At 63.5% G+C, this 16,613-nt stretch carries 15 protein-coding genes; all 15 read right to left on the bottom strand.

The genetic code is table 11. The features are described 5' to 3' along the window. Positions 1-24: 24 nt before the first annotated feature. On the bottom strand, positions 25-861 hold the full coding sequence (gene trpC, locus LXM55_RS28000) for an indole-3-glycerol phosphate synthase TrpC (RefSeq protein ID WP_233323366.1): 837 nt from the start codon (positions 859-861) through the stop codon (positions 25-27). After that, positions 858-1,907, bottom strand: a complete 1,050-nt coding sequence (gene trpD, locus LXM55_RS27995) for an anthranilate phosphoribosyltransferase (RefSeq protein WP_233323365.1) — start codon at positions 1,905-1,907, stop codon at positions 858-860. The genes trpC and trpD overlap by 4 nt, the downstream gene beginning before the upstream one ends. A 9-nt stretch (positions 1,908-1,916) precedes the next feature. Next, positions 1,917-2,510 carry an aminodeoxychorismate/anthranilate synthase component II gene (locus LXM55_RS27990; RefSeq protein ID WP_233323364.1) on the bottom strand — a complete coding sequence of 198 codons (594 nt, stop codon included), beginning with the start codon at positions 2,508-2,510 and terminating at the stop codon, positions 1,917-1,919. A 13-nt stretch (positions 2,511-2,523) separates the two neighbouring features. Beyond that, the gene (trpE, locus tag LXM55_RS27985; protein ID WP_233323363.1) at positions 2,524-4,011 is read right to left on the bottom strand and encodes an anthranilate synthase component I; all 1,488 of its coding nucleotides are present in this window, start codon (positions 4,009-4,011) and stop codon (positions 2,524-2,526) included. Positions 4,012-4,082: 71 nt separating this feature from the next. Next, positions 4,083-4,901 carry a phosphoglycolate phosphatase gene (locus LXM55_RS27980; protein ID WP_233323362.1) on the bottom strand — a complete coding sequence of 273 codons (819 nt, stop codon included), beginning with the start codon at positions 4,899-4,901 and terminating at the stop codon, positions 4,083-4,085. Then, a complete protein-coding gene (rpe, locus tag LXM55_RS27975) occupies positions 4,898-5,572 on the bottom strand; it encodes a ribulose-phosphate 3-epimerase (RefSeq protein WP_233323361.1) in 675 nt (224 codons plus the stop codon). Before rpe ends, LXM55_RS27980 begins: the two co-directional genes overlap by 4 nt. Before the next feature lie 80 nt (positions 5,573-5,652). Then, positions 5,653-6,801, bottom strand: coding sequence for an iron-containing alcohol dehydrogenase (locus LXM55_RS27970; RefSeq protein ID WP_233323360.1), 1,149 nt, complete (start codon positions 6,799-6,801; stop codon positions 5,653-5,655). A gap of 116 nt (positions 6,802-6,917) precedes the next feature. Continuing rightward, positions 6,918-8,369, bottom strand: a complete 1,452-nt coding sequence (locus tag LXM55_RS27965) for a hypothetical protein (protein WP_233323359.1) — start codon at positions 8,367-8,369, stop codon at positions 6,918-6,920. A gap of 73 nt (positions 8,370-8,442) precedes the next feature. Next, the gene (locus LXM55_RS27960) at positions 8,443-9,591 is read right to left on the bottom strand and encodes an iron-containing alcohol dehydrogenase (protein WP_233323358.1); all 1,149 of its coding nucleotides are present in this window, start codon (positions 9,589-9,591) and stop codon (positions 8,443-8,445) included. 197 nt (positions 9,592-9,788) lie between these two features. Further along, on the bottom strand, positions 9,789-11,162 hold the full coding sequence (locus LXM55_RS27955) for a sigma-54 interaction domain-containing protein (RefSeq protein ID WP_233323357.1): 1,374 nt from the start codon (positions 11,160-11,162) through the stop codon (positions 9,789-9,791). 102 nt (positions 11,163-11,264) lie between these two features. Then, complete coding sequence (locus LXM55_RS27950; protein ID WP_025132415.1) at positions 11,265-12,089, bottom strand: ABC transporter permease; 825 nt, start codon at positions 12,087-12,089, stop codon at positions 11,265-11,267. A 13-nt stretch (positions 12,090-12,102) separates the two neighbouring features. Next, the gene (locus tag LXM55_RS27945) at positions 12,103-13,350 is read right to left on the bottom strand and encodes an ABC transporter permease (RefSeq protein WP_047289573.1); all 1,248 of its coding nucleotides are present in this window, start codon (positions 13,348-13,350) and stop codon (positions 12,103-12,105) included. Positions 13,351-13,498: 148 nt separating this feature from the next. Then, the gene (locus LXM55_RS27940; RefSeq protein ID WP_233323356.1) at positions 13,499-14,542 is read right to left on the bottom strand and encodes an ABC transporter substrate-binding protein; all 1,044 of its coding nucleotides are present in this window, start codon (positions 14,540-14,542) and stop codon (positions 13,499-13,501) included. A 43-nt stretch (positions 14,543-14,585) separates the two neighbouring features. Next, positions 14,586-15,710: an ABC transporter ATP-binding protein gene (locus LXM55_RS27935; protein ID WP_233323355.1), complete on the bottom strand. Its 1,125-nt coding sequence runs from the start codon at positions 15,708-15,710 to the stop codon at positions 14,586-14,588. 261 nt (positions 15,711-15,971) lie between these two features. After that, entirely contained in the window at positions 15,972-16,601 is a 630-nt protein-coding gene (locus LXM55_RS27930) for a response regulator (protein WP_233323354.1), read from the bottom strand. Between the last annotated feature and the right edge of the window lie 12 nt (positions 16,602-16,613).

The raw sequence follows: 16,613 nt of genomic DNA, 5'->3' as shown, positions 1-16,613 counted from the left end.
GCCGGCTTGTTCATCGTCACGGGTTCAGTCCAGGGTCGAGCCGCTGACCGGCACACCGCGTTCCGGGAAGAATAGGCGCTGCAATTCGCTGCCCGGGCTTTCGGCGCGCATGAACGCCTCGCCCACCAGGAACGAATAAACATCGCTGATTTCCATCAACTCGACATCAGCCCGGTTGAGAATGCCGCTCTCGGTGATCACCAGGCGGTCGCGGGGAATCCGCGGCAGCAGGTCGAGAGTGGTTTCCAGATCCACGTCAAAGGTGTGCAGGTTACGGTTGTTGACCCCGACCAGCGGTGTGTCGAGGGTCTTCAGCGCCCGCTCCAGCTCATCGCCATCGTGCACCTCCACCAGGACATCCAGGCCAACGCCCTTGGCCACGGCAGCCAGCTCCGCCATCCGCGCATCATCCAGCGCAGCGACAATCAGCAGCACGCAATCGGCGCCCAGGGCGCGCGCCTCGACGATCTGGTACGGATCGATCATGAAGTCCTTGCGGATCACCGGCAGCTTGCAGGCCGCACGGGCCTGCTGCAGGTAGGCATCGGCCCCCTGGAAAAAATCGACATCGGTCAATACCGACAGGCAGGTAGCGCCGCCTTTCTCATAGCTCTTGGCGATGTCGGCTGGAACGAAGTGCTCGCGGATCACGCCTTTGCTGGGCGAAGCCTTCTTGATCTCGGCGATCACCGCCGGCTGCTTGAGCTTGACCTGTTCCTGCAAGGCACGGGCGAAACCGCGTGGCGCATCGGCCGCACGCGCCAGGGTTTCCAGCTCGGCCAGACTGACGCGCGCGCTGCGCTCGGCAACTTCCTCAACCTTGCGGGCGAGGATCTTTTCCAGAACTGTCGGCACACTCATCCTTCATTCTCCTGCTTGAACACCGCGGTAAAGGCGCCCAGCTCTTCGAGCTTTTCCCGGGCCAGGCCGGTGTGCAAAGCATCGTGAGCCAGGGCCACGCCCTCTTTCAGGCTGCTGGCATGGTCCGCGGCATACAGCGCCGCACCGGCATTGAGCACAATCATTTCGGCGGCCTTCTGGCCATGCTCGGTCTTGCGGCGCCCCAAGGCATCGCGGATCAGCTCCAACGAGGCCGCCGGGCTTTCCACCACCAGGCCAAACAGGCTCTGGCTCTTCATGCCCAGGTCCTCGGGCTGTACCCAGTATTCGCTGATCTGGTCATTCTTCAGTTCGGCCACATAGGTCGGCGCAGCCAGGCTGAACTCGTCCAGGCCGTCCTGGGAATGCACCACCAAGACGTGCTTGCTGCCCAGGCGCTGCAAGACTTCGGCCAACGGCCGGCACAAGGCCTGGGTGAACACGCCAACCACCTGATGCTTCACACCGGCCGGATTCGTAAGCGGGCCGAGCATGTTGAACAGGGTACGCAGGCCAAGGTCGCGACGCGGGCCGGCGGCGTATTTCATCGCCCCGTGGTGGGACTGGGCAAACATGAAGCCGATACCGACGTTGTCGATGCAACGCGCCACCTGAACCGGGGTCAGGTTCAGGTAGATACCGGCGGCCTCCAGCAGGTCGGCGCTGCCGCTCTTGCCGGATACCGCACGATTGCCGTGCTTGGCCACGGTGCAACCGGCCGCGGCGACCACAAAGGAGGAAGCCGTGGAAACGTTGAAGATGTTCGCGCCGTCACCGCCGGTGCCGACGACATCCACCACGCCGTCGAGGGTTTTCAGCTCGACCTTGTCCGCCAGTTCGCGCATGACCGAGACCGCGCCGACGATTTCATCGATGCTTTCGCTTTTCATGCGCATGGCCATCATGAAGGCGCCAATCTGCGCATCGGTGCATTGGCCGGTCATGATCTCGCGCATCACCGAACGCATTTCATCGGTGCTCAGGTCCAGGTGGCCGACGATACGGCTCAGGGCAGTCTTGATATCCATGAAAAGTCCTTAGCGCGTGCCGCCGCTCTGTTTGAGGAAGTTGGCGAACAGCTCGTGGCCCTGCTCGGTGAGAATAGACTCGGGGTGAAATTGCACACCCTCGATATTCAGCGTCTTGTGGCGCAGCCCCATGATCTCGTCGACGGCGCCGTCTTCCAGTTGAGTCCAGGCCGTGACCTCCAGGCACTCGGGCAGACTTTCACGCTTGACCACCAGCGAGTGATAGCGGGTCACGGTCAGTGGCATGTTCAGGCCGGTGAATACGCCCTGGTCACGATGGAACACCGGGCTGGTCTTGCCATGCATCACTTGCCGAGCCCGTACCACCTGGCCGCCAAAGGCCTGGCCGATGGACTGGTGCCCCAGGCACACGCCCAGAATCGGCAGCTTGCCGGCGAAATGTTTGATCGCCTCGATGGAGATACCGGCTTCGGTCGGTGTGCAAGGGCCGGGCGAGACCACAATGCGCTCGGGCTTGAGCGCCTCGATCTGGGCCACGGTCAGTTCGTCATTGCGCACCACTTTCACCTCGGCTCCCAACTCGCCCAGGTACTGGACGACGTTGTAGGTGAAGGAGTCGTAGTTATCGATCATCAGCAACATTTATGGAAACTCCTCAAGCCTTGGATGCGGGGGTTTGTTCAGCCAGTGCCACGGCACGGAACATCGCGCGACGCTTGTTCAGCGTCTCTTCCCACTCCAGGGTCGGCACCGAGTCGGCAACAATCCCGCCGCCGGCCTGTACATGCAGCTCGCCGTTCTTGATCACCGCCGTGCGAATGGCAATCGCGGTGTCCATGTTGCCGTTCCAGGCGAAGTAGCCGACGGCGCCGCCGTAGACTCCACGCTTGACCGGTTCCAGCTCGTCGATGATTTCCATCGCGCGGATCTTCGGCGCCCCGGACAACGTCCCCGCTGGCAGGATCGCCCGCAGCGCATCCATCGCCGTCAGGCCGGACTTCAGTTGGCCGGTGACGTTGGAGACGATGTGCATCACGTTGGAATAGCGCTCGATGACCATCTTCTCGGTGAGCTTCACGCTGCCGATTTCGGATACGCGACCGGTGTCGTTGCGCCCCAGGTCGATCAGCATCAGGTGCTCGGCAATTTCCTTGTCGTCCGACAGCAGGTCCTGTTCCAGGGCCAGGTCGGCTTCCTCGGTAGCCCCCCGCGGGCGGGTACCGGCAATCGGCCGTACGGTAATCAGGTTGTCCTCGACCCGCACCAGCACTTCCGGCGAACTGCCCACTACGTGGAAGTCACCGAAGTTGAAGAAGTACATGTAAGGCGTCGGGTTGAAGCAGCGCAGCGCCCGGTACAGGTCGATGGGCGCGGCCGAAAAGTCGATGGACATGCGCTGCGACGGCACCACCTGCATGCAGTCACCGGCCAGGATGTATTCCTTGATGGTGTCCACGGCCCGCTCGTAATCCGCCTGAGTGAAACTGGAGCGGAAGACCGGATCGGCGGCCTGCTGTTGGCTGAAGTCCAGCCCCGGGCGCGGGGTGATTGGCTGGCGCAGCTGGGCCAGCAACTCCTGCAAGCGCGCCTGGCCGGCTTCGAAGGCGTTGTCCTGGCTCGGGTCGGCCAGCACGATGGCGTGCATCTTGCCCGCCAGGTTGTCGAACACCACCACCGCATCGGAGACCATCAGCAAGATATCCGGCACGCCGATCGGGTCCGGGTTCGGGCACTGGCCCAGGCGCGGCTCGACATAACGCACGCAGTCATAACCGAAATAGCCCACCAGGCCGCCGTTGAAACGCGGCAGGCCGGCGATGGTCGGCACGTTGTAGCGGGCTTTGAATTCCTCGACGAAGGTCAGCGGGTCGGCCACTTCATGGCGTTCGATCTCCACGCCATCGTGGGTCACGCTGACCTGGAAGCCGTGCACCCGCAGCACGGTACGGCACGGCAGGCCGATGATCGAATAACGCCCCCACTTCTCACCGCCCTGCACCGACTCCAGCAAGTAGGAGTTGGGCTGATCGGCCAGTTTCAGGTAGATCGACAGCGGGGTGTCGAAGTCGGCAAGGGTCTCGCAGGCCAGCGGGATACGGTTGTAACCGGCTGCAGCCAAACGCAGGAATTCTTCGCGAATCATGGGGTGCCTCGTGGCTTGAGGGTCTAACAGTCAGGTATGCAAACATGCCGGCAGGGCCGGCCAGACAAAAATCAGGCGCGCCAACGCCAACGGGCCAGGGCCTTGATGACTTTCATCCAGAGTTTGCGAGTGACCACCACGATGGAGTTTCCAGAAGGGGATGGAACAGCGTCGGGCAACGTTATCTCAGCGGCAGGTTCTAAGCAACCGGGGATCAGCGCCCGCAAGTCGTCGATCACCAGCGCCGGCAGCTCTTCGGCAATCGGCCGGCCATGGTTGTAGCCATAGCTCAGCGCTACGCACTTGACTCCCGCCGCCTTGGCCGCCAGCACGTCACTGCGCGAGTCGCCGACGAACAGTGATTGCGAAGCCGGCACGCTGGCCATCTTCATCACGAAGAACAGCGCCGCCGGGTCGGGTTTCTTTTGCGGCAGGGTGTCGCCACCGATGATCCAGCGGAAATACCGGCCGATCTTCATCTGATCCAGCAAGGGGGCCACGAAACGCTCGGGCTTGTTGGTGATCAGGGCCATTTCCACGCCCTGCTTGTGCAGCCACTTGAGGGTTTCGCGGGCACCGGGATAGACCACGGTCAGCTCATGGCTGTCCTCGTAGGCGCTGTTGAACAACTCAAGGGCGTGCTCGGCCTCGACATCGTCGACGCCCTGGGCATCCAGGCTGTTGGCCAGGGCCCGGCGCACCAACATCGGCGCACCGTTGCCGACCCACTCGCGCACCGCTTCGATTCCCGCAGGCTTGCGCCCCAGCTTGAGCAGCATTTGATCCACGGCGGCAGCGAGGTCCGGCACCGAATCGACCAAGGTGCCATCCAGGTCGAACATCACCAGCCGCGGCAGACGCCCCGGGAACAGCTGCTCGAACGCACTCATGGCCGGGCCAGCGCCAGTTCAGCGCGCATCTTCTCGATGACTTCCTGGTAGTTCGGTGCATTGAAGATCGCCGAGCCGGCCACAAAGGTATCGGCGCCCGCAGCGGCGATTTCGCGGATGTTGCTGACATTCACCCCACCGTCGATTTCCAGGCGGATATCCCGGCCGGATGCGTCGATCAGGGCCCGCGCCTCACGCAGCTTGTCGAGGGTGCCGGGAATGAATTTCTGCCCGCCAAAGCCCGGGTTGACGCTCATCAACAGCACCATGTCGACCTTGTCCATCACGTACTTGAGCACGTCCAGCGGGGTCGCCGGGTTGAACACCAGGCCAGCCTTGCAGCCACCTTCGCGGATCATCTGCAGGGAGCGATCCACGTGCAGCGTGGCTTCCGGGTGGAAAGTGATGTAGGTCGCGCCCGCGTCGATGAAGTCACCGATGATGCGGTCCACCGGGGTCACCATCAGGTGCGCATCGATCGGCGCGGTGATCCCGTATTTGCGCAGCGCGGAACAGACCATCGGGCCGATGGTCAGGTTCGGCACATAGTGGTTGTCCATGACATCGAAGTGCACGATGTCGGCGCCAGCGGCCAGGACATTGTCCACTTCCTCGCCCAGACGGGCGAAGTCGGCGGAGAGAATCGACGGAGCAATAGCGAAGGGCTGCATGACGCACCTTTTTTGAGCAGAATCACGATGGCGCGCATTGTATACCTCATGCTTTGGGGCGCACACCGTAACCGCGATGTTCAGTAGGCCGCACGATAGATCTTCTCGATATCGGCGGGGCTCAGCTTGCGGGGGTTGTTGCGCATCAGCCGCTCGATGCCCGCCGCCTCGACGGCCATGGCCGGGAGCGCGTCCTCGGGCACACCGAAACTGCGCAGGCCGCTGGGAATCTCTACCGCAGCGCAGAGCGCCGTCATCGCCTCCACCGCCCGATCAGCCGCCTCGCGGGCACTCAAGTGCGCGGTCCGCACCCCCATCGCTTCGGCGATATCCTGCATACGCTCGATGCAGGCCATCTTGTTCCAGGTCATGACATAGGGCAGCAGCAAGGCATTGCTGACCCCGTGGGACATATGGAAACGCCCCCCCAGGGGATAGGCCATCGCATGCACCGCCCCGACCCCGGCATTGCCGAACGCCATGCCGGCCATCAGGCTGGCGGTGGCCATGTCTTCCCGGGCCTGCAGGTGGGCAGGATTGGCAAAGGCCTTGGGCAGCGCCTGGGTGATCAGTTTGATGGCGCCGATGGCCAGGGAGTCGGTGATCGCGGAGGCATTGAGGGACAGGTAGGCCTCGATGGCATGCGCCAGGGCATCGACGCCACTGGCGGCGGTCACGCTGGGCGGGCAGGTCAGGGTCATCTGCGGGCTCACCAGGGCCACGTCCGGCAACAGATAGTCACTGATGATGCCTTTCTTCAGCTGCGCCACCCTGTCCGAGAGGATCGCCACATTGGTCACCTCGGAGCCGGTGCCGGCAGTGGTCGGGATGGCAATCAGCGGCGGCCCCTTGCGCGGCACCAGGTCGATGCCGAACAGGTCCTCCAGGGCACCGTGATAACCGGCGTAGGCCCCGACGCTCTTGGCAATGTCGATGGCGCTGCCGCCACCCAGGCCGATCAGGCCGTCATGCCCGCCTTCGCGATACACCTGCATGCAGTCTTCGACGATGGCGATTTCCGGGTCCGGCTGCACCCGATCGAAGATTTCGTAGCTGCGCTCCCCCAGATGGGCCAGCGCCAGCTCCACCGTGCCGGACTTGAGCAGGGCGGTATCGGTGACGATCAGCGGGTTATCCACATCCAGGCGAGTCAGTTCGGCAGCCAGTTGCTCGATGGCAGAGCGGCCGGTCAGCAATTTATGGGCGATCTTGAAAGAGGAAATACTCATGTGCGCAGCCTCTTATATAAAGGTGGGAGCCGGCACAAGCGTAGCTGGGGATTGAAAACCGGACTGCCGCGATGCCGGATCGGCATCACGACAGTGTTCGGTTTCAGCACAATGGCTCAGGCCACCTCGCTGTCCTTCGCCCGGGCAGGCTGGGCCTGAGGCCCTGACTGGGCACCCGGGACAGGAACAGGGGCAGCGTCCGCGCAGCCCAGGTCCTTGCTGAAGGTCCGGTCATTCTCGCCCTTGAAGAAGTTCTTGCCGTAGATCAGCAGGCACAGCACCACGCCGATGGCAAAGCCCCAACTGGCGCCCTTGATCGCCAATACCGCGCCGATCACCCCGGCGATACCCAGGTCGCGCTGGCTGCGAGCCTCAAGAATGCCCAGGCGCACACTGACGTACCCCTGGATCAGCAAGGTCAGCGCCAGCGCCACCCCGAGGATCGGCTGCACCAGGGTCACCACCGGCAACAGCAGCAGGCCGGTGTTGGTGCCCCAGCGGAACGAGCCCATGCCGCCGTAGATCGACTTCATGGCCTTGGGCCCGCCCTTGAAGCGCTCGATCACCACCACCAGCATGGCCGCCCACTTCGGCCCGCACATGGCGATGTCCGGGCCGAAGATGCTCATGAAGGCGTTGCGCCCGCCAAAGATCAGGTGCGAGCGATCCGGGTCGTAGTCGACCTTCTCGTCGGTGCGGATCTGCTCGGCCTCATCCAGCAGCACCTTGGCGCTGAGCACGTCGCCAAAGACGATGATGTACACCGCAAGCATGGTCGGCAGCGCGCTGATGAACATCGACAGCGGCGGCATGCCCAGGCCGAACACCGTGTAGTTGTTCCACAGGCCGATGAAGTCCGGCTTGCTCAGGCCCCACTGGATGGTCGGCCAGGGTGCCTCGCCGAACAGCGGTGCCAGCACCACCGCCAGCAGGATGATCGGCAGGATGCCCAGCTTGGCGAAGTTCCACCAGAAACGGTTGCGCAGCTTGAGCTGGGCAAAGTGCTGGGAAAAGATCAGGTAGAAGGCAATGCCGATGGCGATGGAAATGGTCCAGGGAAAGCTGTCGAACTTGCCGCCCACCTGGAACACCGCGGTCACCGCGCTGAGGCCGGCACCGACGATAATCCCCGCCTTGATCGCCGAGGGCACGAAACCCACCACCTTGCGCGCCATGCCAGTGGCGCCCAGGGCGATGGAGAACACCCCAAGCATCAGCTGGAAGGCAATCAAGGCGTGGACACGCTCCGGGCCCACCGGAAACTGCGCGCAATAGGCCATCAGCAGCGGCACCGCCGGGGTGATCCAGCCGGGCACCACCGGGTCGCCCAAGAGGTGGTGGGCCAGGTACAGCAGACCGTTGAGCATGACCACGGCCAGGGCCATTTCGAACGGCATGCCGAGAAACTCGGTCATCAGGGGAATGGCCGCCAGGTCGACGGCGCACATCAGCAGGCCTTGCAGGTAGTCCGGCAGCTCGAATTTGTAGTGGATGAAGGGCAAACGCACCTTGAACGGGCCAAGGGCAATGTACGGCGTTTCGTGCCGAGTATCGGAAGGCGTTGGCATCAACTGCACCTGTCTTATTGGTATTGGTGGCGGTGTAAAGCGGCCCGCGCCATCTGGCGCGGGCGGGGGTCGATCAATAGGCAGCCCGGTAGATCTGCTCGATATCACCAGCACTCAGCTGACGCGGGTTGTTGCGCATCAGGCGCTGGATACCTGCGGCTTCCACGGCCATGGCCGGGATCGCGTCTTCGGGCACACCGAAGCTGCGCATGCCGGTGGGAATGTCCACAGCGGCGCACAATGCGGCCATGGCCTGGACCGCCTGCTCCGCCGCCTGGTCATCACTGAGCCCGGCGATCGGCAGGCCCATGGCCTGGGCGATATCGCGAAAGCGCTCGACACAGGCCATCTTGTTCCAGGCCATGACATAGGGCAGCAGCAGCGCGTTGCTGACGCCGTGGGCGATGTTGAAACGCCCACCCAGGGGATAGGCCAGGGCATGCACCGCACCGACTCCAGCATTACCGAAAGCCATGCCGGCCATCAGGCTGGCGGTGGCCATGTCTTCCCGGGCCTGCAGGTTGGCCGGGTTGGCGTAGGCCTTGGGCAGCGCCCTGACGATCAGGCGGATCGCCCCCAGGGCCAGGGAGTCGGTGATCGGTGAACCATTGAGCGACAGATAGGACTCCACCGCATGCACCAGGGCATCGACGCCGCTGGCGGCAGTCACGCCACGGGGGCAGGTCAGCGTCATCACCGGGCTCACCAGCGCCACGTCCGGCAGCAGGTAATCGCTGACGATGCCTTTTTTCAGCTGGGCCACCTTGTCCGAGAGGATCGCCACATTGGTGACCTCCGAACCGGTGCCGGCGGTGGTGGGAATGGCAATCAGCGGCGGGCCCTTGCGCTGCACCTGGTCCACCCCGAACAGCTCTTCCAGCGCGCCTGCATGGCCGGCGAACGCCGCCACCGCCTTGGCGATATCGATGGCACTGCCGCCGCCCAGGCCGATCAGGCCATCGTGGCCGCCGTCGCGGTACGCCTGGCTGCAGGCCTGGACAATGGCGATCTCCGGTTCCGGCTGGACCTCGTCGAAGATCCGGTAGGCACGCCCGCCCAAGTGGGCCAGGGCCAGATCGACCGTGCCGGACTTGACCAGGATCGCATCGGTGACGATCAGCGGGTTGCTGACCTGCAGGCGCGCCAGCTCGGCGTCCAGCTGTTCGATGGCGCCCTGGCCGGTAATCAGTTTGTTGGCAATCTTGAACGCAGAAATACTCATCAGCTCGGCCTTGTTTAATTGTTGTGGCAAGAGCGCCGTCAGGCGGCCACTCTCGAAAGGGCTCGAACGCTGTAGAGCGAAAGCTGTGCCAAGATGCCCAAAGCCTTGATCTACAAGGCTCTGGCGGAAATTCCAGGGGCATGAGCGGGCCGCCGCGATTGAATTACTGATCGCCGCAGGCAGCCCTGATCAGAATCCTAATCAGAGTGTTCCCAGCGCTTCATCTTCTGCACCACCGTGGCCTGGCTCACCCCCAGCGCCTTGGCGGCCAGGCGGGTGGTCTTGTGCAGTTGCAGGGCCGCGCGAATCGCCTGGCGCTCGGCGTTCTCCAGCACCTTGCGCAGCGGCAGGCGGCTGTCGTCGGTGTTGCGCGCCTGCTGCTCGATCAGGTCTTCGGGCAGGTCCAGGGCCTCGATGACCGGCCCGGTGCAAGTCACCACCAGGCGCTCCACCACGTTGATCAGCTCGCGGATGTTCCCCGGCCAGGCGTACTCCCCCAGCAATTCCAGGGCTTCCAGGCTCCATTGCACCTGACGCTGATAGCGCTGGTTGAACTGTTCCAGGTAATACTCCAGCAAGGGGCCGATTTCCTCGCTGCGCTCGCGCAGGGCCGGGATCGCGATGGGCACCACATTCAGGCGGTAATACAGGTCGGCGCGGAACTTGCCCTCGGCCACCCGCTGCTTGAGGTCGTGATGGGTGGCGCTGATGATCCGCACATCCACTTCCTTGAGTTCCAGGCCACCCACCGGGATGAAGCGGTTCTCTTCGATGACCTTGAGCAGCTTGACCTGCACCGCCAACGGCAGGTCGCCGATCTCGTCGAGAAACAGCGTGCCGTTGTGGGCCAGCTCCAGCAGCCCGCGCTTGCCCTTGCTGCCAGCCCCGGTGAAGGCCCCCGGGGCATAGCCGAACAGTTCGGCCTCGATCAGGTTCTCCGGCAACGCCCCGCAGTTGAGGGCCAGGAACGGTTCACGGGCGCGAGCACTGGCGTTGTGGATAAATTGCGCCACCAGGGTCTTGCCGACCCCGGTCTCGCCCTGCAGCAACACCTTCACATCGCAGTCGGCCACTTGCCGGGCCTGGGCGAACACCCGCCCGGAGACTTCCTGGTCGGCCATCAAGGGGGATTGCAGCAGGTCGTTGCGCTGGCCGGCATGCAGCCGTGCGGTGCTGGTGCGCAGTTGCTTGAGCTGTTGCAGCTCGTCGCGCTCACGCTTGATGCGCAGCAACTCGGTCATGTCGCGCACGGTGCTGACCACATAGCGAATGCTCTGGTCGGCCGCGAGGATCGGCGTGGCGCTGACCAGCAGCTTCTTGCCGTGGCTGAGGCTCTGCATCACCGAGACCGGCCGGCCATCCTGCAAGACCCGCAGCGAAGCGGACTGGGAAATCACCCCGCTCTTCACCAGTTCCTGCATCGGCCGCCCCAGCAGCTCGGCGCCTTTCAGGCCGGTGAGGCGCTCATAGGCCTGGTTGACCTTGAGGGTCAGGCCCTGGCCATCGGTGATGTAGACGCCGTCATGCAGCGCATTGAGCAACTCTTCGAAACTGGCATCGTTGAGGTTCACCTGCGGCTCCGCAGTAAGCATGGGAAGCACGCAGTTTACGGGCGAACGGCAACCGAAGGGGATAGGGCGGCCCTGACCTTAGTACAAGGCCGCCCGAAGGGATCAGACCTGGGCGGTGCGCAATTTCTCGCTGCGCCCGCGCAGCCATTCCAGGGTCAGCAGCAGAACCACCGAGAAGGCGATCAGCAAGGTAGCTGCGGCAGCGATGGTCGGGCTGAGGTTCTCTCGGATGCCGCTGAACATCTGCCGAGGCAGGGTCGCTTGCTCAGGGCCGGCGAGGAACAGGGTCACCACCACTTCATCGAACGAGGTGGCAAAGGCAAACAGCGCGCCACTGATGACCCCCGGAGCGATCAGCGGCAAGGTCACCCGGCGGAACGTGGTCAGCGGTGAAGCGCCGAGGCTGGCCGCGGCCCGCACCAGGTTGTGGTTGAAGCCCTGCAGGGTCGCCGACACCGTGATGATGACGAAGGGCACCCCGAGCACCGCATGCACGATGATCAGCGAGAAGAAGCTGTTGCCCATGCCCAGCGGGGCGAAGAACAGGTAGCTGGCGACACCGATGATCACCACCGGCACCACCATCGGCGAAATCACCAGGGCCATCACCAGCGCCTTGCCGGGAAAATCGCCGCGGGTCAGGCCAATGGCGGCCAGCGTGCCGAAGACCATGGCCAGCAAGGTCGCGGCCGGCGCCACGATGATGCTGTTCTTCAGCGCGCGCATCCATTCGGCGGAGGCAAAGAAGTCCTGGTACCAGTGCAGCGAGAAACCCTGCAACGGGTACACCAGGAAGCTGCCCGAGTTGAACGACAGCGGGATGATCACCAGCACCGGCAACACCAGGAACAACAGGATCAGGCCGCAGAGAATCCGCAAGCTGTAGAACCAGACCCGTTCGACGGGCGACATGTAGGGGCTCAGCATTTCGATTCTCTCCTTAGCTCAGGCGCAGGCGGCTTGCGCCCACCAGCCAGCTGTAAATCAGATAGAGCACGATGGTCGCCAGCAACAGCAGGCCGCCCAGGGCCGTGGCCATGCCCCAGTTGATACTGGTGTTGGTGTAGAAGGCGACGAAGTAGCTGACCATCTGGTCGTTCGGGCTGCCCAGCAGGGCCGGGGTGATGTAGTAACCAATCGCCAGAATGAACACCAGCAGGCAACCGGCGCCGACCCCGGCATAGGTCTGCGGGAAGTACACGCGCCAGAAACTGGCGAACGGATGGCAACCCAGGGAAATCGCCGCACGCATGTAGGTGGGCGAGATGCCTTTCATCACGCTGTAGATCGGCAGGATCATGAACGGCAGCAGGATGTGCACCATGGAGATGTAGACCCCGGTGCGGTTGAACACCAGCTCCAGCGGCTTGTCGATCACCCCCATGGCCAGCAGCGCGCTGTTGATCAGGCCACCCGATTGCAGCAGTACGATCCACGCCGCCACCCGCACCAGGATCGAGGTCCAGAACGGCAGCAGCACCAGGATCATCAAGAGGTTGCTCTTGCGTGCCGGCAGGTTGGCCAACAGGTACGCCAGGGGATAGGCCAGCGCCAGGCAGATCGCGGTGATCACCAGGCCCATCCAGAAGGTCCGGGCGAAGATGTCCAGGTAGATGGCCTGGTCCGGGGTGGCCGGGGCCAGCTCGCCCAGGTCATCAATGCGATGGTCCACCGCCGCCAGCAGGTAGTACGGGGTCAGGCTGCTGGTGTTGCGGCGGATCGCCTGCCAGTAGGCCGGGTCGCCCCAGCGCTCATCCAGGCTTTCCATGGCTTCTTTGTAGGATTCGGGCTCGGCCTTGAACGGCAAGGCACGGGCAGTCTTGGTCAGCAGGCTACGGTAGCCGGCCAATTCCATGTTCAGGCGCTTGGACAAGTCGCCCAGGGTCTGATTCTTGCGGGCGTCCGCCAGGTCCTCGCTCAAGGCCTTGTAGGCCCCTTCGGCAGGCAGGCCACGACCGTCCCAGGCACTCACGGCCGCCACCGTGCGCGGCATGCCGCCGACCACTTCCGGGTTGCCGACGCTCTTGTACAGCAGCGCCACGATCGGTACCAGGAACACCAGCAGCAGAAACAGCACCAGGGGCGCTATCAGCGCCTGGGCCTTCCAGCGGTTGACCCGCTCGGCACGGGCCAGCCGCTGCTTCAGGGTTGGGCCGGTGACCGCGTTCAGGGGAACGGTGATGGTCATGACAAACTCCGCGAATCGATCTTTCGAATACAAACCACCAGGCGGCAGGAGCGGGCTTGGCCGCAAATCGAAGGGCGTGCATCAACATCAAGGTCGATGCTGATGACGCCTTCGCGAGCAAGCTCGCTCCTACAACGGCAAGGGGTGGTTACTTGGCCGCCCAGGCGTTGAAGCGCTGTTCCAGTTGCTCGCCGTTGTCAGCCCAGAAGCTGACGTCGATCTGTACCTGGTTGGCGATGTTTTCCGGAGTGGTCGGCATGTCCTTGAGGATGTCCTTGGCCAGCAGCGGTACGGTTTGAGTGTTGGCCGGGCCGTAGGCGATGTTTTCCGAATAGGTTTTCTGCTGCTGCGGTTGTACCGAGTAGGCGATGAATTTCTTCGCCGCTTCGGCGCGAGCCTTGTCCAGGCCTTTGGGAATGGCCCAGGCGTCGAAGTCGTAGATGCCGCCGTTCCACACCACTTTCAGGTTGCTTTCCTTCTGCACCGCGGCGATCCGACCGTTGTAGGCCGAACTCATGACCACGTCGCCGGAAGCCAGGTACTGCGGCGGCTGGGCGCCGGCTTCCCACCACTGAATGTTGGGCTTGAGCTCATCGAGTTTCTTGAAGGCACGATCCTGGCCGTCCTTGCCAGCCAGCACCTTGTACACGTCCTTGGGCGCGACGCCATCGGCCATCAGGGCGAATTCCAGGGTGTACTTGGCGCCCTTGCGCAGGCCGCGTTTGCCCGGGAATTTCTTGGTGTCCCAGAAATCGGCCCAGCTGGTGGGGGCTGCCTTCAGCTTGTCGGCGTTGTAGGCCAGCACCGTGGACCAGACGAAGAAGCCCACGCCGCACGGCTGGATAGCACCCTTGACGTAATCTTCGCTCTTGCCGAACAGCGCCGGGTCGAGTTGTTCGAACATGTCCTCGTCGCAACCACGGGACAGTTCAGGGGATTCCACTTCCACCAGGTCCCAGGACACGCTCTTGGTATCGACCATGGCCTTGATCTTGGCCATCTCGCCGTTGTATTCACCGGCGACGATCTTGCCGTTGCCCGCTGCTTCCCACGGTGCGTAGAAGGCTTTGACCTGGGCCGCCTTGTTCGCCCCGCCAAAGGACACCACGGTCAGGTCCGGGCCCGCCGCCATGGCGTGCGCCGCACCCATCATGCCCAATGCCAGGGCGGTGAATTTCAGGGATCTCAACATTTATTGTGTTCTCCACGTGCAGGTTGGTGTTGCAGGGGGGCGATCAATTCGCCTCTAGAAGCGGGTCAAGCGCGCGAACGTGCTCGACTTGCCAGCCAAGCGGCACCACGTCACCCACCGCCAGCGCTGGATCGAGCTCGGCAATCGGCTGTTTCACGAAGAAGTCGCTCTTGCCGCAGACTTCCAGGCGCACCCGGACGTGGTCGCCCAGATAGATGAATTCCGCCACCCGGCCGGAGAAGCGGTTGGCACAGCATTCGCTGGAACCATTGAGGCTCACCCGCTCCGGGCGGATGGACAGGGTCACCGGGCCGCCGACCTGGCCGACATTCACCGCCAGCGCCTCGACCTTCTCGCCACGCCCCAGCTCCACCACGCAACGCTCGCCGTTGTGGCTGTGGAGGCGACCGTTGAGGCGGTTGTTCTCGCCAATGAAGTTGGCGACGAACGTGTTCTTCGGCTCTTCGTAGAGGGTACGCGGTGGCGCGATCTGCTGGATCTCACCCTGGTGGAACACCGCCACCCGGTCGGACATGGTCAGGGCTTCGCCCTGATCGTGGGTCACGTAGACCACGGTCACGCCCAGGCGCTGGTGCAGGTGCTTGATCTCCATCTGCATGTGTTCGCGCAGTTGCTTGTCGAGGGCGCCGAGGGGCTCGTCCATCAGCACCAGCTGGGGCTCGAACACCAGGGCCCGGGCCAGCGCCACCCGCTGCTGCTGGCCGCCGGACAACTGCGCCGGGTAGCGCTGGGCGAACGCATCGAGCTGGACCATGCTCAGCACGCGCTTGACCCGCTCACTGATGTCGGTCTTGCTGAGGCCGCGCACCGACAGCGGAAAGCCGAGGTTCTCGGCCACAGTCATGTGCGGGAACAGCGCGTAGTTCTGGAACACCATGCCGATGTCGCGCTTGTGCGGCGGCACATTGTTGATGGCGCGCCCGGCCAGCTGGATCTCGCCGGCGGTCGGGGTCTCGAAACCGGCCAGCATCATCAGGCTGGTGGTCTTGCCAGAGCCGGATGGCCCCAGCAGGGTGAGGAACTCGCCTTTGCGAATTTCCAGGTTGAGGTCTTTGACGATCAGGTTCTCGCCGTCGTAGCTCTTCTGCACACCACGAAAACTGACCAGAACATCGTTGGCCCCAGCGCTTGAATCGACCTCGCTCATACCCACACCTTTTGTTTTAGACGGCTGTGGAGCAAGCCTAGTGGAGCTCGCACAGCGCGCAAATCGGGGGCCATGAGAGATTCGCCTCAGCCGCCTGGAAGGTTGCCTGTAGGGATTGCCCTACAACGATGGCGGGATTGGGTAAGGGCAGTGGCAAGCGGCAAGCTACAAGCGGCAAGAAACGGCAAAAGCCTGAGGGCGGGGATGTCGCAAATGGATAAGTGCCCTCCCCGGGAGGTGAAGAGAGCACTGGAGCAGGCGTCAGAGCAGCTTGTGCTCCATGGCGTACTTCACCAGCTCGGCCAGGGAGGTGATGTTGAGTTTCTGCATCAGCCGCGCCTTGTGGGTGCTGATGGTCTTGCTGCTCAGGGCCAGTTGCTGGGCAATGTCGTTGACGTTGGCGCCCTGGGCCAGGCGTTCGAACACCGAGAACTCACGTTCGGAAAGCAGCGAATGCAAGGGCCGGGCATCGGTCAGGCCGACTTCGAAGACCATGCGGTCCGCCAGGTCCGGGTCAATGTAGCGCCCGCCGGAGGCGACCTTGCGAATCGCCGTCAGCAGCAGCGACGGATCACTGTCCTTGGTGGCATACCCTGCGGCGCCGATCTTCAGGGCCCGGGCGGCCATCTGCGCTTCGTCGTGCATCGACAGCACCAGGATCGCAGGCGGATTGTGTAGCGCGCGAATCCGCGGAATGGCCTCCAGGCCGTTGACCCCGGGCATGGAGATATCCAGCAGCACCACCTCGCAAGGCACCTGGCGCAAGGTCTCCAGCAGTTGCTCGCCATTGCTCGCCTCGCCCACCACCGTCAGGTCCTTGGCCAGGCCGATCAGTTGCTTGATGCCTTCGCGAACGATGGTGTGGTCTTCGGCTACCAGTACACGGATCACGCGCTTCTCCTC

The organism is Pseudomonas sp. Au-Pse12, from assembly GCF_021341665.1.
GTDB lineage: Bacteria > Pseudomonadota > Gammaproteobacteria > Pseudomonadales > Pseudomonadaceae > Aquipseudomonas.
Note: the sequence above shows the minus strand (reverse complement) of the source record. Positions and strands in the feature narration are given on the sequence as shown.

What these genes read in the sequence shown, in the direction of transcription:
- trpC (WP_233323366.1), bottom strand. Translation starts at nt 861, where the DNA reads ATGAGTGTGCCGACAGTTCTGGAAAAGATCCTCGCCCGCAAGGTTGAG.
- trpD (WP_233323365.1), bottom strand. Translation starts at nt 1,907, where the DNA reads ATGGATATCAAGACTGCCCTGAGCCGTATCGTCGGCCACCTGGACCTG.
- LXM55_RS27990 (WP_233323364.1), bottom strand. Translation starts at nt 2,510, where the DNA reads ATGTTGCTGATGATCGATAACTACGACTCCTTCACCTACAACGTCGTC.
- trpE (WP_233323363.1), bottom strand. Translation starts at nt 4,011, where the DNA reads ATGATTCGCGAAGAATTCCTGCGTTTGGCTGCAGCCGGTTACAACCGT.
- LXM55_RS27980 (WP_233323362.1), bottom strand. Translation starts at nt 4,901, where the DNA reads ATGAGTGCGTTCGAGCAGCTGTTCCCGGGGCGTCTGCCGCGGCTGGTG.
- rpe (WP_233323361.1), bottom strand. Translation starts at nt 5,572, where the DNA reads ATGCAGCCCTTCGCTATTGCTCCGTCGATTCTCTCCGCCGACTTCGCC.
- LXM55_RS27970 (WP_233323360.1), bottom strand. Translation starts at nt 6,801, where the DNA reads ATGAGTATTTCCTCTTTCAAGATCGCCCATAAATTGCTGACCGGCCGC.
- LXM55_RS27965 (WP_233323359.1), bottom strand. Translation starts at nt 8,369, where the DNA reads ATGCCAACGCCTTCCGATACTCGGCACGAAACGCCGTACATTGCCCTT.
- LXM55_RS27960 (WP_233323358.1), bottom strand. Translation starts at nt 9,591, where the DNA reads ATGAGTATTTCTGCGTTCAAGATTGCCAACAAACTGATTACCGGCCAG.
- LXM55_RS27950 (WP_025132415.1), bottom strand. Translation starts at nt 12,089, where the DNA reads ATGCTGAGCCCCTACATGTCGCCCGTCGAACGGGTCTGGTTCTACAGC.
- LXM55_RS27945 (WP_047289573.1), bottom strand. Translation starts at nt 13,350, where the DNA reads ATGACCATCACCGTTCCCCTGAACGCGGTCACCGGCCCAACCCTGAAG.
- LXM55_RS27940 (WP_233323356.1), bottom strand. Translation starts at nt 14,542, where the DNA reads ATGTTGAGATCCCTGAAATTCACCGCCCTGGCATTGGGCATGATGGGT.
- LXM55_RS27935 (WP_233323355.1), bottom strand. Translation starts at nt 15,710, where the DNA reads ATGAGCGAGGTCGATTCAAGCGCTGGGGCCAACGATGTTCTGGTCAGT.